Below are 14,287 nucleotides of genomic sequence, written 5' to 3'. Positions count from 1 at the left end.
GATTGTTATTGTTCGGCAAGACCGCCGCGCGACAGGATGACCTCCGCCGCGCTGCTGATGTCGGCTGCAATTCCCTCGCGCGCGCCCGCCTCGTCACCCGCCGTAATGGCGGCCAGCACGTTGGCGTGGAAACGCACGGCGTCGCCCTTTGCCAGCCGCTCCGGGTTGGCGCGCAGGTCGAGATTGATGACCGGGCCCGCCTTGAGCCACAACGCGCGGATGATTTCCCCCAGCGTTGCCGAATGCGACGCCTCATAGACCGCGAAATGAAATGATTTGTTGAGCTCGACAGCGCGGGGCAGATTGGGTTTGGCCGCGCGGCTTTCGGCGCGCATTGCGGTTTCCGCCCGCGCGATCGATTTGAGATCGGCATCATTGCGATTCTTGGCTGCGAGGGCTGCGACGTGGCCTTCGATGACGATGCGTGCCTGCGTCAGATCACGAAACTGCGCCGCGGTCATCAAACGCACGCGCACCGCCCGATTGGGTGTGACCTCGAGCGCACCATCGGCGACGAGTCGCGAGACGGCTTCACGCACCGGCATGATCGAAACACCGAGCACTTCTGCGGCCTGGCGCAGCGATATCTTCTCGCCCGGCGCCATCCGGCCGGAAATCAGGAGATCAGAGAGTTGCGCATAGGCGCGACCGCCCAATGTCTGCCGGTCGAGCGGCTCAACCAGATCAAGGGCGGCGGGGCGGTTCATGACCGTTGATCCTGCGGGCGTGCAAATAACGCAACAAGGGACTCGACAAGGCGATGTTCGTTTGTCAGTCTAAGTGTGATCACAGATCACGGCAAGCGATATAAGCGCCCAACAATCGCGCAGCGCCCGGCCGGAAATAAGCGCCGCAAAACGCGGCCGTCACAGGGAGGATGGCTTATGTCGATCAAGGATAAACTCACGCGACGTCGTTTGCTGAAGACCGCCGGCGGCCTCGCGCTGGTGTCGGGACTATCCGCACCGTCGATCCTGCGCGCTCAGTCGGCCGACGTCATTCGTTTCGGTCACCTCACGCCGCGTACCGGCTTTCTCGGGCCACTCGGCGAATACGGCGTGATGGCTGCGGATCTTGCGGTGGAAGAAATCAACGCCGCAGGCGGCGTGATGGGCCGCAAGGTGGAACTGCTGAAGGAAGACTCGGTCAATCCGCAGACCGCGTCGACCAAGGCGGAACGCATGATCGAGCGCGACAAGGTCGCGTGCATCATCGGCGAAATCTCGTCGGCATCGTGCCTTACCATCGCGCAGGTCGCATCGCGCAACAAGACACTGTTCATCAATACCGGCGGCAACTCCGACGCGCTGCGTGGCAAGGATTGCCAGCGCTATATGTTCCATGTCGAATCGCAGAACTCGATGTATGTGAAGACCGTCGGGCGCTCGTTCCTTCAGGAAGGCTTGGTCAAGGGCAAGAAGTGGTACTCGCTGACGGCGGACTATGCGTTCGGTCACGATCTGCTGCGCGTCGCCAAGCGGTTCATGGAAGGCAACGGCGGGCAGTTTGCCGGCGACGATCTGGTGCCAACCGACGCAACGGACTTCTCGGCCTATCTGCTCAAGATCCGGGACTCCAAGCCCGATCTCGTGGTGATCAACCTCGCCGGAAACCAGATCACTAATTTCCTCAAGCAGTATGCCGAATTCGGTCTGACCTATCCGGTCGGCGGCTTCGGCTTCGATACGGCGCTGGCCTGGGCGGCAGGCAAGGGTAACTTCGTCGGTACATGGCCGGTGGTCTGGCATCATCTGCTCGATACACCTGGCTCCAAGGCCTTCGTCGCGGCCTTCACCAAGAAATACAACAAGCCGCCGGAGAACCAGGCGTGGGGCGACTATATCGCCACCAAGATCGTGGCGCAGTCGATCAACGAACTGAAGTCGGCGGAATCGCCGAAGATCATCGAGCACTTCGAGAAGGGCGCGAAGTTCGATCTTCTGAAGACGCGGCCAGGCTATTTCCGCGCCTCTGATCATCAGTTGATGCACGAGATGTACGCCGTGAAGGCGCTGCCTGCGGCGCAGATCAAGAACCAGTGGGACATCTTTTCGTCGAGTGCTCCCGTGCCCGGTCCAAGCGAAGACCTCGAAGTCATCGCAGCTACCAAAGAAGAGAACAGTTGTACGTTCCCGTCGTAACGCTGACTTGATGCGATCCTCCGGGCATTCGGAGGATCGCACCCTTCCTTTCTGGTTTTGGCGCATATGGCGCGTGGCTCATTGACCGCGGGGCGACGACGATGTCCGGCATATTGCTCGCGCAGCAGGTTCTGAACGGACTGCTCGACGGCGTTTACTATCTGTTGATTGCGCTTGGTCTCTCGCTGATCTTCTCGCTCGGCGGCATCGTCAATCTTGCACATGGCGCGTTCTTCGCGATTGGCGCCTATCTGACGCTGGTCATCTCGCCCTATCTTGGCTTCAGCGGCGCATTCGTGCTGTCGCCGGTTGTCGTGGCGCTGCTCGGTGTCGTCATTGAGCGCGTGTTGTTCACCCGCTTTTACCGCGCTGATCCCATTCTCTCGCTGCTGCTGACTTTCGGGCTGGCGATGGTCGCAGAGCAGGCGTTGCGCATGATTTTTGGAGCGCCGCCGTTGTCCTATTCGATTCCGCAGGACCTGCGCGGGCAGGTGGCCATTGGTTCCTTCATCTATTCGTTCTATCGCGTTGTACTGCTGGGCATCGCCATCGCCTGCGTCGCCGGACTCTGGTTCCTGCTGCGGATGACCGCATTCGGTCGGGTGGTGCGCGCGGGCGTGCAAAATCCCGACATGGTCGGCGCGCTCGGTATATCCCTCCAGCCTTATATGTCTGCAGTCGCGGCGCTCGGTATCGGACTTGCGGGTCTGGCCGGAGTTTTGCTCGCGCCGATCTATGCGATCCATCCGGCGATGGGTAACGAGATCATCACGCCAGCCTTCGTCGTGGTGGTGATCGGCGGACTTGGCTCGTTCTGGGGCGTGGTGGTTGCTGCGCTGCTGGTCGGGCTTGTGAAAGGGGTTATGGTCGGCATCGGCTATTCGGCAGCGTCCACCGCCGCGATCTACTTCCTTATGCTTCTGGTGCTTGTGTTCAGGCCGCGCGGCCTGTTCGGCGAGCGCATCACCCGCTTCGAGTGAGGCCGTCCGCCATGCTCAAGCGCATTCCCGTTCAACTGGCCATTGCCGCCATCGGCCTGCTCATCCTGCCGCCGGTGCTGGTCGCGCTCGGCCTGACGGTGACATCGGCGACCGAGGTCGTCGTGTTCGGCATCGCCTGCATGGCGCTGAATATTCTCGTCGGTCACACCGGGCTGGTGTCGTTCGGTCACGGTGCCTGGTTCGGGCTGGCGGCTTATGCCGCTGCATTGCTTCAGCGCAACCTGATGCCGGGATCGTTTTTCGGTCCGGCGATCGGGGCAATCCTCATTATTATGCTGGTCGCGGTGCCGTTCGGTTTTCTCATCCTGCGTCGGCGCGGGGTGTATTTCTCGCTGCTGACGCTGGCACTGGCGGCGATGCTTTACACCGTGTCGTTCCGGTGGACCGATGTGACCGGCGGCGAGAATGGCATCGGTGGCATCGTCCGTCCGGCGATTTTCGGCTTCGATCTCGACTCCCAGACGACCTATTACTGGTTCGTCGCGAGCATAGCGTTCGCCGTTCTGCTTCTGTTGTGGCGATTCCACAATTCCACCGTCGGCACCGTGCTGGTGGCGATCCGCGAGAACGAACAACGCGCACGATTTCTCGGCTATCCGACCAATCGTTACAAGCTGGCGGCCTTCGTGTTGTCCGCTGCGCTGACTGGGCTCGCCGGCATCCTGTTGCTTTACAAAAATCGAATGACCTCGGCCGATCCGATTTCGGTGGCGTTTTCCGGCGAACTGCTCGCGATGGTCGTGATCGGCGGCATGCGCAGTTTCCTCGGTCCGGCGCTTGGCGCGCTGTTCTTCATCCTGTTTCGCGAATTTTTGGGCATCTACACGGAGAACTGGCTTCTCTGGCTCGGCCTGGTGTTCGTCGGCTTCATCGTGTTCTCGCCTACGGGCCTGATCGGCGTTGGCGAGCGGCTTCTCGCGCCGTTCCGCAAGAAGGTGACCGAAGATGCCGCGATGTCGGCGCGCAAGATCGAGGCGCTGCCGCTGCCGGAATTCCTACGGCCGAAAGCCAAGATCGAAGGGCCGGTGCTCGCCGCGCGCGACATGGTCAAGAGCTTTGGCGGCATCAAGGCGGTACAGGGCATCAACATCTCCATCGCTGATTGCACTCTGCATGCGCTGATTGGCCCCAATGGCGCGGGCAAGACCACGGCGTTCAATCTTCTCTCCGGCATGTTTCCGCCGGACGAGGGCGAGGCCTCGCTGATGGGCAAACCCATTGCGGGACACTCCCCGGAACAGATCGCGGAGGCGGGCATCGGCCGCTCGTTCCAGATCACCAACCTGTTTCCCGAACTTAGCGTCGGTGAAAACATCCGTCTCGCTGTGCAGGCGCGTCATCCGCGGCGGTTCGATCCTTTCACCAATGCGCTGTCGATCGAGGCGATCAACCGCGAGACCGGCGACGTCATCCGCTATCTCGGCCTTGCGGGGATCGAGACCGCGCAGGCGGGAGCGCTGTCCTATGGCGGTCAGCGGCTGCTCGACATGGGCGTCGCGTTGGCTACCGCACCGCGCGTGCTGCTGCTCGATGAACCGCTTGCCGGATTGGCGGCTGCCGAGCGCGAACGCATCGGCGCGATCATCAAGCGCATTTCGTCCGACCTGCCGGTGCTGCTGGTGGAGCACGACATCGACCGGGTGTTCGCACTGGCCGACCATGTGACGGTGATGAACGAAGGCCGCGTGCTGCTCGACGGTACGGTGGAAGACGCGCGCAGCAGCCAAAAGGTGCAGGAAATCTACATCGGCTCCGGGGCCGCCGCGGTTGCAGCAAAGCCGCGGGAGACTTCGGCGAAAAGCAGCGCTCTATTGACGGTGAATGGCGTCGATACGTTCTACGGCAAGAGCCACATCCTCAACGGCGTCAATTTCACGCTGCATAACAACGAAATCATTGCTCTGCTCGGCCGCAACGGGGCGGGAAAATCGACACTGCTGAAAACGCTGGTCGGCATCGCGCCGGCCTCGAACGGCTCGATCAAGCTTACCGACGCTGAACTGGTCGGACGCGCGTCCGCCGAATGCGCGCGTCTCGGCATCGGTTATGTGCCGCAGGGACGCGGTCTCTTTGCGGGCATGAGTGTCGAGCATAATCTCGAACTTGGCGGGCTGAAGCGGCAGACCGGCAACGGCGTGCATTGGACCCGCGAGCGCGTCTACGAATACTTCCCGCGCATTCGCGAGCGGCTCGACAGCCCGGCGGACTACCTTTCCGGCGGCGAACAGCAGATGGTGGCGGTGGCGCGGGCGCTGTCCGGCGACGTGCGGGTGCTTCTACTCGACGAGCCGTTCGAGGGACTCGCGCCGGCGGTCGTGGAGCAACTGTTCGAAACATTCGACCGTCTGCGCAACGAAGTCGCTATCATCATTGTCGATCATCATCTTGATCTTGCGCTGGCGCTGTCCGATACGACAGTGGCGCTGGAGCGCGGGCGCATCATCCATGAAGGGTCGTCGAAGGCGCTGCGCGACGATCTTGATCTGCGGCGCAAGGTGTTGTGGTTGTAAGGGCGAAAGACAACAGACATGTCCCCCAAAAAAAATGTCGCCATTGTCGGTGTTGGTTTGATCGGACGGGCCTGGGCGGCGATCTTCGCACGCGCCGGCTGGAGTGTTCGGCTGACGGACGCGCATGCCCCCACGCTGAGCGCCGCCAAAAGCCTGATCCACGACGAGTTGCTCGCGCTGAACCGTCATGGGCTCGCCGACGATCCTGATGGCGCGGTGGCGCGGATTTCGGTGGCATCGAGCCTGGCCGACGCCGTGAAGGATGTCGAATTCGTTCAGGAAAACGGCCCTGAAAAGGTCGAAGACAAGATCGCGCTGTTCGCCGAACTCGATCGCCTTGCGGCGCCGGACACGCTGCTGGTGTCGTCGACGTCGGCCATCGTCGCCTCGCGGTTCACGGAAAACCTGAAAGGCCGGGCCCGCTGCCTGGTCGGCCATCCGGTCAATCCGCCGCATCTGGTGCCGCTGGTCGAGCTCTGCGGCGCGCCGTGGACTTTGCCCGAGGCGATTTCTCGTGCTCGAGAGATCTATCGCGCCATCGGGCAGGTGCCGGTAACGGTCAACAAGGAGATCAACGGCTTCGTACTCAACCGGCTGCAGGGCGCGTTGCTGGCGGAAGCCTTCCGGCTGGTGGGCGAGGGCTACATGTCGGCGGAGGATGTGGACCACACCGTCAAGGACGGTCTCGGATTGCGATGGTCATTCCTCGGGCCGTTCGAAACCATCGAACTGAATGCGCCGGGCGGTATTCCGGATTATTGCGCGCGCTACACGGGCTTCTATAAAGAACTTGCCGCAGCGTCTGCCGGTCCCGAAGTCTATGAGAGTCCGAATGTCGATCGCGTCATTGCGGCATGGCCGCATCAGCCGACCCCGGAGCGGATCGCGGCATTGACGACGCGCCGCAACGAGCGCCTCGCGGCACTGGTCGCGCACAAGGCCAAGCAGACTACCAGGTCATAGTTCAACCGACTGGCAAGAAGAGAGACAAAAATGAGCCGCAAAGTCATCATCACCTGCGCCGTGACCGGCGCGATCCATACACCTTCGATGTCCAAGGCTTTGCCGGTGACACCACAGGAAATCGCCGATGCGGCGATTGGCGCGGCGGAAGCCGGCGCGGCCATTGTCCATCTTCACGCGCGCAACCCGAAGACCGGTCAGCCCGACCAGAGCCCGGAAGCGTTCGAGCCATTTCTCAAGATCATCAAGCAGCGCTCCAACGCCGTTGTGAACCTCACCACTGGCGGCGCGCCGACCATGAAGGTGGACGAGCGCGTTCGCCCGGCGGCGGTCTACAAGCCGGAGGTCGCGTCGCTGAACATGGGATCGATGAACTTCGCGTTCTTCGGCATGCTCAACCGCTTCAAGTCTTTCGAGCATGAGTGGGAGCGTAAGCACCTCGAGAACAAGGACATCGTATTCCGCAACACCTTTGCGGATATCGAATATGTCCTGACCACGCTGTCGGGTAGCGGCACGCGCTTCGAGTTTGAATGTTACGATACCGCGCATCTCTATAATCTCAAATACTTCCTCGATCAGGGGCTGGTGAAGGCTCCGTTGTTCGTGCAGACGGTGTTCGGATTGCAGGGTGGCACCGGCGCGCATCCGGAAGACGTGCTGCACATGAAGCGCACGGCGGACCGGCTGTTTGGCGACCAGTACGTCTGGTCGGTGCTGGGCGCGGGGCGCAACCAGTTGCCGATCGCGGCGATGGCGACGGCGATGGGCGGCAACATCCGCGTTGGCCTGGAGGATTCGCTGTGGGCCGCGCCGGGCCGCATGGCGGAGTCCAACGCCGAGCAGGTCCGTCTCGCGCGTAAGATCATCGAAGGTTTGGGTCTTGAGGTTGCTTCGCCCGACGACGCTCGCGAGATTCTCCACCTCAAGGGCGGCGATACATTGCAGGTTTAAGAACGAAACAATGCCCGTCAAGCTCGATCCCGATGCGGCTGCAGTCCTGAACGCCTTCCGTGAGGCAGGGCGTCCGCCGTATGAAACGCTTACGCCGGTGGAGGCACGCGAGATGTATCTCGCGGCCCGTCCCGTGTCGCAGCCAGAGCCGCCGAAGCTCGCCTCGGTGGAATCACTGACCATCCCCGGATCGGGCGACGGCATACCTGCGCGCGTCTACAAGCCGCTGACACTGAGGCAGGCGGATGGATTGTCGCCGTGTCTCGTCTTCTTTCATGGCGGCGGATGGGTGATCGGCAATCTGGATTCGCATGACGTGGTGTGCCGCACGCTGGCCGATGAAGGTCAGTTGATCGTGATTTCGGTCGATTATCGTCTGGCGCCAGAGCACAGATTCCCTGCGGCGGTCGACGATGCCATCGCTGCAACGGAATGGATTTCAGGCAATGCCCGCCAGTTGGGGATAGATGAATCACGCCTGATCGTGGGCGGCGACAGTGCCGGCGGAAATCTCGCTTCCGTGGTGGCGATCCACGCCCGGGAGGCTGGGCTGAAGCTCACAGGGCAGGTGCTGATTTATCCCGCCACCGATTTTGCGATGACACATCCGTCGCACAGCGAACCCGAAACAAGTGCCTTGCTGACCCACACCGTGATCCGCTGGTTCCGCGATCATTATCTTGGCACGTCGGATGGCGAGCACTGGAAGGCATCGCCTGCGCGCGCGGAGAAACTATCGGGCCTGCCTCCGGCGTTCGTTCTGACGGCAGGTGCCGATCCTTTGCGTGATGAAGGCGACGAATATGCCGCGCGCCTCGGCGAAGCCGGCGTGCCGGTGACGCATCGGACCTATCCCGGCCAGTTTCACGGCTTCATCACAATGGGAAAGCTACTGCCGAAAGCCGGCGCCGCGATGCGCGAGATTGGCGACTGGCTGAGGGCGTTGAAGTAACGCCTACACCGGCAGCGCGATGCTGTACTTCACCTGGCTCAATGCGAAGCTCGACTCGATGGAGGCGATGCCCTCGAGCCGCGTCAGCTTGGTCTTGATGAAGGTCTCATAGGACGGCAGGTCGGCGGTCACGACCCGCAGCAGGTAATCCCGGTTGCCGGTCATGAGATAGCATTCCAGCACCTCCTTCCACTTCGAGATCGCCTTGGCGAATCGATCGAGATCTTCTTCCTTCTGCCGCTCCAACTTGATCGAAATGAATACACTGACTGGCAGCCCGACCGATTTCTGATCGACCATCGCGATGTAGCGCGTGATCACGCCGCGCTCCTCCAGCAATTTCACCCGGCGATGGCATGGCGACACCGACAGACCGACCTGATCGGCCAGTTCCTGCATGGTCACGCGGCTGTCGGCTTGCAGGATGGTGAGGATCTTGCGGTCGATGGCGTCCAAGGTTTCCATTGGTATAAATTATCACCATTTAGCTATTTATTGGGATGATATCCCATTATTTTGGGTCGCGTCGATATGATTTGAGATTTTTCAAAGGCAGCTCAGGATTAGCATGAGCACTGCATCAGCCTCCGCGGTGAGTCCCATGCCTGCCAACAAGCCCATCGAACCGTCTCGTCTCGAAGTTCTGAACGCGCTGGCCCGCAAGGTCTTGTGGCTGTCCTCGTGGACCATCCATCACGCCAACCATATCCGGCCGGATTCCGACGGCCTTAAGGTCGGCGGACATCAGGCTTCAAGCGCGTCGCTGGCGACGATCATGTCAGCGCTGTATTTCGGCGTGCTGAAGCCCGAGGATCGCGTGGCGGTGAAGCCCCATGCCAGTCCGGTGTTCCATGCGATCCAGTATCTGCTCGGGCAACAGAACCGCGATAAGCTGGAACACTTCCGCGGTTTCAAGGGTGCGCAGTCCTATCCCTCGCGCACAAAGGACATCGACGACGTGGATTTCTCCACCGGCTCGGTGGGTCTCGGAGTGGCGCAGACGCTGTTTTCGTCGCTGGTTCAGGATTATGTGAAGGCGCACGGCTGGATGAAGGACAGACCGGAAGGCCGTATGATCGCGCTGGTGGGTGACGCCGAACTCGACGAAGGCAATATCTTCGAGGCGTTGCTGGAAGGCTGGAAGCAGGGCCTGCGCAACACATGGTGGGTGATCGATTACAACCGCCAGAGCCTCGACGCCGTGATCCGCGAAGGCTTGTGGGAAAAGCTCGAGACCATGTTCCGCAATTTCGGCTGGGATGTGGTGATTGTGAAATACGGCAAGCTGATGCAGGCGGCGTTTGCGGAGCCCGGCGGCGAGGCGCTGCGCAAGTGGATCGATAGCTGCCCGAACCAGATGTATGCCGCCCTGTGTTTCCAAGGCGGTGCGGCGTTCCGCAGGCATCTGCTCGACGACATCGGCGATCAGGGCGCGGTGACGAAGCTGATCGAAAAGCGCAGCGACGATGAACTGCTGGCGCTGATGTCGAATCTCGGCGGTCACGATATGGCCAGTATGCTGGAGGTGTTCGAGGCAATCGATCATGACCGTCCGGTGTGCTTCATCGCCTATACGATCAAAGGCGTCGGTCTGCCGTTCCAGGGCCACAAGGACAATCACGCCGGCTTGATGACCGTGGCGCAGATGGAAACCTTCCGCACCGCGCAAGACATCCGTCCCGGTCATGAATGGGACCGGCTGGAGGGATTGCCGCTGGACCATGCGCGGATCGAGGCGTTTTTGAAGAACGTAGCTTTCGCGCGCGACGGCGCGCGGCGGCTGGACGCGCCGAAGGTCGAGGTGCCTGCGCAGCTTGGCGTGACGCTGACGCCGCGTATGGCGACCCAGCAGGGCTTCGGCCTGATCCTGAATGAACTTGCGCGCGGTGATACGAAACTGGCCGAGCGCATTGTCACCACCTCGCCGGATGTGACGGTTTCGACCAATCTGGGTGCGTGGGTCAATCGGCGCGGCCTGTTCGCATTGGCCGAGAACGCGGATCTGTATCGCAAGGAGAAAATTCCATCGACTTTTGCATGGGATTATTCGCCGAAGGGCCAGCATATGGAACTGGGCATCGCGGAGATGAACCTCTTCCTCATGCTCTCCGCGCTGGGGCTGTCGCATTCCATCAACGGCGAACGGCTGCTGCCGGTGGGGACGCTGTATGATCCCTTCATCGAGCGCGGCCTCGATGCGCTGAACTACGCCTGCTATCAGGACGCGCGCTTCATGGTCGCGGCGACACCGTCGGGCATCACGCTGGCGCCTGAGGGCGGCGCGCATCAATCGATCGCCACGCCGCTGATCGGTATGGCGCAAGATGGGCTGTCGTCGTTTGAGCCGGCTTTTGTCGACGAACTCGCGGTCATCATGCGCTGGGGGTTCGAGCAGATGCAGCGCGACGAGGATGGCGGCTCGGTTTATTTGCGTCTCTCGACGCGGACGCTCGACCAACCGCAGCGTGTGATGACGCCCGGGCTTGCGGGCGACATTGCAGCGGGAGCGTATTGGCTGCGTAAGCCGGGGCCCAATGCGGAACTGGTGATCGCCTATACCGGCGCGGTTGCGCCGGAAGCGATCGAGGCGACGGGACTGCTCGGCGAGTCGCGCCGCGACATCGGCTTGCTTGCCATTACTTCCGCAGACCGGCTGCATGCCGGCTGGACTGCGTCGCGTAAACTTCGGCGCAACGGTGGTCCGCGTGAATCGAGCCATATCGAACGGCTTCTATCGCCGATGCCGCGCGATTGCGGACTCATTACCGTGATCGACGGCCATCCAGCGACGCTGGCGTGGCTCGGCAGCGTACAGGGTCACCGCGTTGAAGCGCTCGGCGTCGAGAAGTTCGGGCAGACCGGCACCGTGGGTGATCTCTATGCCCACTACGGTCTCGACACCAACACCATTATCGATGCTGCAGCGAGCCTGACATTCGGTGCGCCGATCCGGCACCGCAAGACGGCGGTTTGACCAAAGATAGTGGCCGAGCGGTGGCTTTTAACGGCTGAGTTGACCTCACGCCCGAACACCAGCACCATCGGATTCGATAGCTTATTTCTGGTGCTGAATGACTGACCTCTCCAATGACCTGCCCCATGGCGATCGGCCGGGCCGGGTCTTCGACCTCGCAATCATTGGTGGTGGGATCAACGGCTGCGGTATCGCTCGCGATGCCGCTGGCCGTGGAAATTCCGTCTTTCTCTGTGAAATGAATGATCTTGCCAGCGGTACGTCGTCGTGGTCGAGCAAGCTTATTCACGGCGGTCTGCGCTATCTGGAATATTATGAATTCCGGCTGGTCCGTGAGGCGCTCATGGAACGCGAAGTGCTATGGCAGATCGCGCCGCATATCATCCGGCCGTTGCGCTTCGTGCTGCCGCATCACGCTGGACTGCGCCCGGCTTGGCTGCTGCGGCTCGGCTTGTTTATGTACGATTATCTCGGCGGCCGCCGCCTCCTGCCTGCCACGCGAACGGTCGATCTCGCCCGCGATCCGGTCGGAAAACCGCTGGTGCCCGGCCGCTTCACGAAGGGCTTTGAGTATTCCGATTGCTTTGTCGATGACGCCCGGCTCGTGGTTCTCAATGCGCGCGATGCGGCGGATCGCGGCGCAGTGATCCGCACGCGGACCCGCGCCGTCGAAGCGCGGCGGCTGGACGATTGCTGGCAGGTGATCCTCGAAGACACGAGCACCGGTGCGCAGAACAGCATCAAGGCGCGCGCGCTGGTCAATGCCGGCGGGCCGTGGGTGGAGGATGTGCTGACCCGCCGCGCCGGAATCAACGCCAAGGCCAAGGTGCGACTGGTGCAGGGCTCGCACATTGTTGTGCCGCGCCTCTACGAGCACGATCATGCATATACGTTCCAGAATGGCGATGGCCGTGTCGTCTTCGTCATTCCGTTCCAGAACGATTTCACTCTGATCGGCACCACCGACCGCGACTACGACGGCGATCCCTCCAAGGTGAAAGCCTCGGCGGAGGAGATTGCCTATCTCTGCCAGTCGGTGAACGACTATCTCGCCAAGCCGGTGAAGCCGGAGGACGTGGCATGGGCCTATGCCGGTGTGCGTCCGCTCTATGATGACGGCGCCAGTGAAGCCAAGGCCGCAACCCGCGATTATGTTTTCGAGTTCGATGCGCCGGGCGGGCTGCCGCTGCTATCGATCTTCGGCGGCAAGATCACCACCTATCGCCGTCTATCCGAGGAAGCGCTGGAGCGGCTGGAGAAATATCTGCCGGGCAAGGCGAAGCCAGCGGGCTGGACCGGAACCACGCCGTTGCCCGGCGGCGATCTCGACGTCTCGGCGGCCCCGGCGCTGGCGGACGAACTGATCCGCGATCATTCGTTCCTGTCGCGGGCCCTCGCGCTTCGCCTCGCGCACGCCTATGGCACACGCGCCCGCAAGGTTCTCGACAATGCGGCATCCGCCGCCGATCTCGGACGGTTGTTCGGTGACACGCTGACCGAACGCGAAGTCCGCTATCTCATCGCCCATGAATTCGCGCGCAGCGCCGAGGACATCGTGTGGCGGCGGTCCAAGCTGGGTCTGCGTCTGTCACCCAGTGAAGTGAAAGCACTTGATGACTGGATCGTCACGCATGGCGGTTGAGGCGTGATCGCCGCGACAGCGCGGCAAGACACCGCACCTTTCTGTTCTGCGCGCCGATAATCCTGAAATGAACCCTTGAACAGTTCTCGTTGCGGCGCACCCATCCGCGGCGTTGTTGACACGCCGTCATTGTTTGAGGTCTGATTGCCCAACAAGAACGCAAAAACGCATAGCTATTCGACACAAGAACTGACCAGGGCGATCGATAGGATCGCGGCGTGACCTAAGGCGATCGACAGAATCGCGGCACGTTGGGGGAGGGATACCCGGAATGCTGGACTTCGTTCAGCAGTTGGTGAGCGGCATTGCGCTCGGCTGTGTCTATGGGCTGATCGCTCTTGGATTCGTCCTTGTCTACAAGGCCACCGAGGTCGTTAATTTCGCGCAGGGCGATCTGATGATGCTGGGCGGGTTTTTCGCCTTCACCTTCATCAGCCTGCTTGGTTTCAACTACTGGCTCGGTTTCATCGCTGCCGTTGGCGCAATGGCGCTGTTCGGCATGCTGGCCGAACGCCTCGTGGTAAGGCCGATCCTCGGCTATCCGCAATTTTCCATCATCATGGCAACCATCGGCCTCGGCTTCTTCCTGCGCTCCGTGGCGGGCATGATATGGGGCACCGACGATCTCAAGATCGAGACGCCGTTCAGTCAGGGCGTGCTGCGGCTCGGCAGCCTCGTGCTGGCCTACGACAAGCTGTCGGTAATCGCGGCGACGATCATTCTGTGTGGAGTGCTGTATCTGTTTTTCAACAAGACCACGCTCGGCACGGCAATGCGCGCAAGCTCCGAGAACATGCTCGCAGCCTATTACATGGGCATTCCGGTCAAGCGCGTGGTATCGATCGTCTGGGCGATCAGCGCTGCGGTCGCGACCTGCGCCGGCGTGCTGCTCGCACCGATCACATTCATTCATTCCAATGTTGGCCTCGTGCTGGGGCTGAAAGCATTCCCGGCGGCCGTGCTTGGCGGGTTCGGATCGATCCCTGGTGCGGTGGTCGGCGGTGTGCTGATCGGGGTTATCGAAAGCATGGCGGGCTTCTATCTGCCGCAGGGATGGAAAGACGTCGCCCCCTATATCGTGCTGCTCGCGGTTCTGCTGCTGAAGCCTGAAGGCATCTTCGGGCTTCACACGCGGAAGAAAGTTTGAGGG

11 protein-coding genes are annotated in these 14,287 nt (G+C 61.5%); 9 read left to right on the top strand and 2 right to left on the bottom strand.

The window, feature by feature from the left end; all coding sequences use genetic code 11:
• Positions 1-5 precede the first annotated feature (5 nt).
• The gene (locus tag LVY71_RS17465) at positions 6-707 is read right to left on the bottom strand and encodes a GntR family transcriptional regulator (protein WP_235101114.1); all 702 of its coding nucleotides are present in this window, start codon (positions 705-707) and stop codon (positions 6-8) included.
• Positions 708-884: 177 nt separating this feature from the next.
• On the opposite strand from LVY71_RS17465, the gene LVY71_RS17460 reads away from it, so the two are divergent.
• The 6 genes from LVY71_RS17460 to lipP1 all read left to right on the top strand — a co-directional run bounded on the left by LVY71_RS17460 (position 885) and on the right by lipP1 (position 8,521).
• Positions 885-2,141: an ABC transporter substrate-binding protein gene (locus LVY71_RS17460; protein WP_235101113.1), complete on the top strand. Its 1,257-nt coding sequence runs from the start codon at positions 885-887 to the stop codon at positions 2,139-2,141.
• 101 nt (positions 2,142-2,242) lie between these two features.
• The gene (locus LVY71_RS17455; RefSeq protein WP_235101112.1) at positions 2,243-3,121 is read left to right on the top strand and encodes a branched-chain amino acid ABC transporter permease; all 879 of its coding nucleotides are present in this window, start codon (positions 2,243-2,245) and stop codon (positions 3,119-3,121) included.
• 11 nt (positions 3,122-3,132) lie between these two features.
• The gene (locus LVY71_RS17450; RefSeq protein ID WP_235101111.1) at positions 3,133-5,652 is read left to right on the top strand and encodes a branched-chain amino acid ABC transporter ATP-binding protein/permease; all 2,520 of its coding nucleotides are present in this window, start codon (positions 3,133-3,135) and stop codon (positions 5,650-5,652) included.
• Between the two features lie 18 nt (positions 5,653-5,670).
• Positions 5,671-6,615 (top strand): 3-hydroxyacyl-CoA dehydrogenase, encoded by a 945-nt coding sequence (locus LVY71_RS17445; protein ID WP_235101110.1) that lies wholly within the window; start codon positions 5,671-5,673, stop codon positions 6,613-6,615.
• Between the two features lie 30 nt (positions 6,616-6,645).
• Complete coding sequence (kce, locus tag LVY71_RS17440; protein WP_235101109.1) at positions 6,646-7,569, top strand: 3,5-dioxohexanoate:acetyl-CoA acetone transferase; 924 nt, start codon at positions 6,646-6,648, stop codon at positions 7,567-7,569.
• A 10-nt stretch (positions 7,570-7,579) separates the two neighbouring features.
• Complete coding sequence (gene lipP1, locus LVY71_RS17435; RefSeq protein ID WP_235101108.1) at positions 7,580-8,521, top strand: LipP1 family hormone-sensitive lipase; 942 nt, start codon at positions 7,580-7,582, stop codon at positions 8,519-8,521.
• 3 nt (positions 8,522-8,524) lie between these two features.
• Here lipP1 and LVY71_RS17430 read toward each other — a convergent pair whose 3' ends face one another.
• Positions 8,525-8,986 carry an Lrp/AsnC family transcriptional regulator gene (locus tag LVY71_RS17430; RefSeq protein WP_235101107.1) on the bottom strand — a complete coding sequence of 154 codons (462 nt, stop codon included), beginning with the start codon at positions 8,984-8,986 and terminating at the stop codon, positions 8,525-8,527.
• Between the two features lie 136 nt (positions 8,987-9,122).
• Between LVY71_RS17430 and LVY71_RS17425 the strand changes: the two genes are divergently transcribed.
• From LVY71_RS17425 to LVY71_RS17415, 3 genes are all read left to right on the top strand, one after another.
• Positions 9,123-11,495: a thiamine pyrophosphate-binding protein gene (locus LVY71_RS17425; RefSeq protein ID WP_235101534.1), complete on the top strand. Its 2,373-nt coding sequence runs from the start codon at positions 9,123-9,125 to the stop codon at positions 11,493-11,495.
• A gap of 97 nt (positions 11,496-11,592) precedes the next feature.
• Entirely contained in the window at positions 11,593-13,137 is a 1,545-nt protein-coding gene (gene glpD, locus LVY71_RS17420; protein WP_235101106.1) for a glycerol-3-phosphate dehydrogenase, read from the top strand.
• Positions 13,138-13,408: 271 nt separating this feature from the next.
• Entirely contained in the window at positions 13,409-14,284 is an 876-nt protein-coding gene (locus LVY71_RS17415; RefSeq protein ID WP_235101105.1) for a branched-chain amino acid ABC transporter permease, read from the top strand.
• Positions 14,285-14,287: the final 3 nt, after the last annotated feature.

The organism is Bradyrhizobium sp. G127 (genome assembly GCF_021502575.1).
Lineage (GTDB): Bacteria > Pseudomonadota > Alphaproteobacteria > Rhizobiales > Xanthobacteraceae > Afipia.
This window is presented reverse-complemented; position numbering and strand designations above follow the sequence as displayed.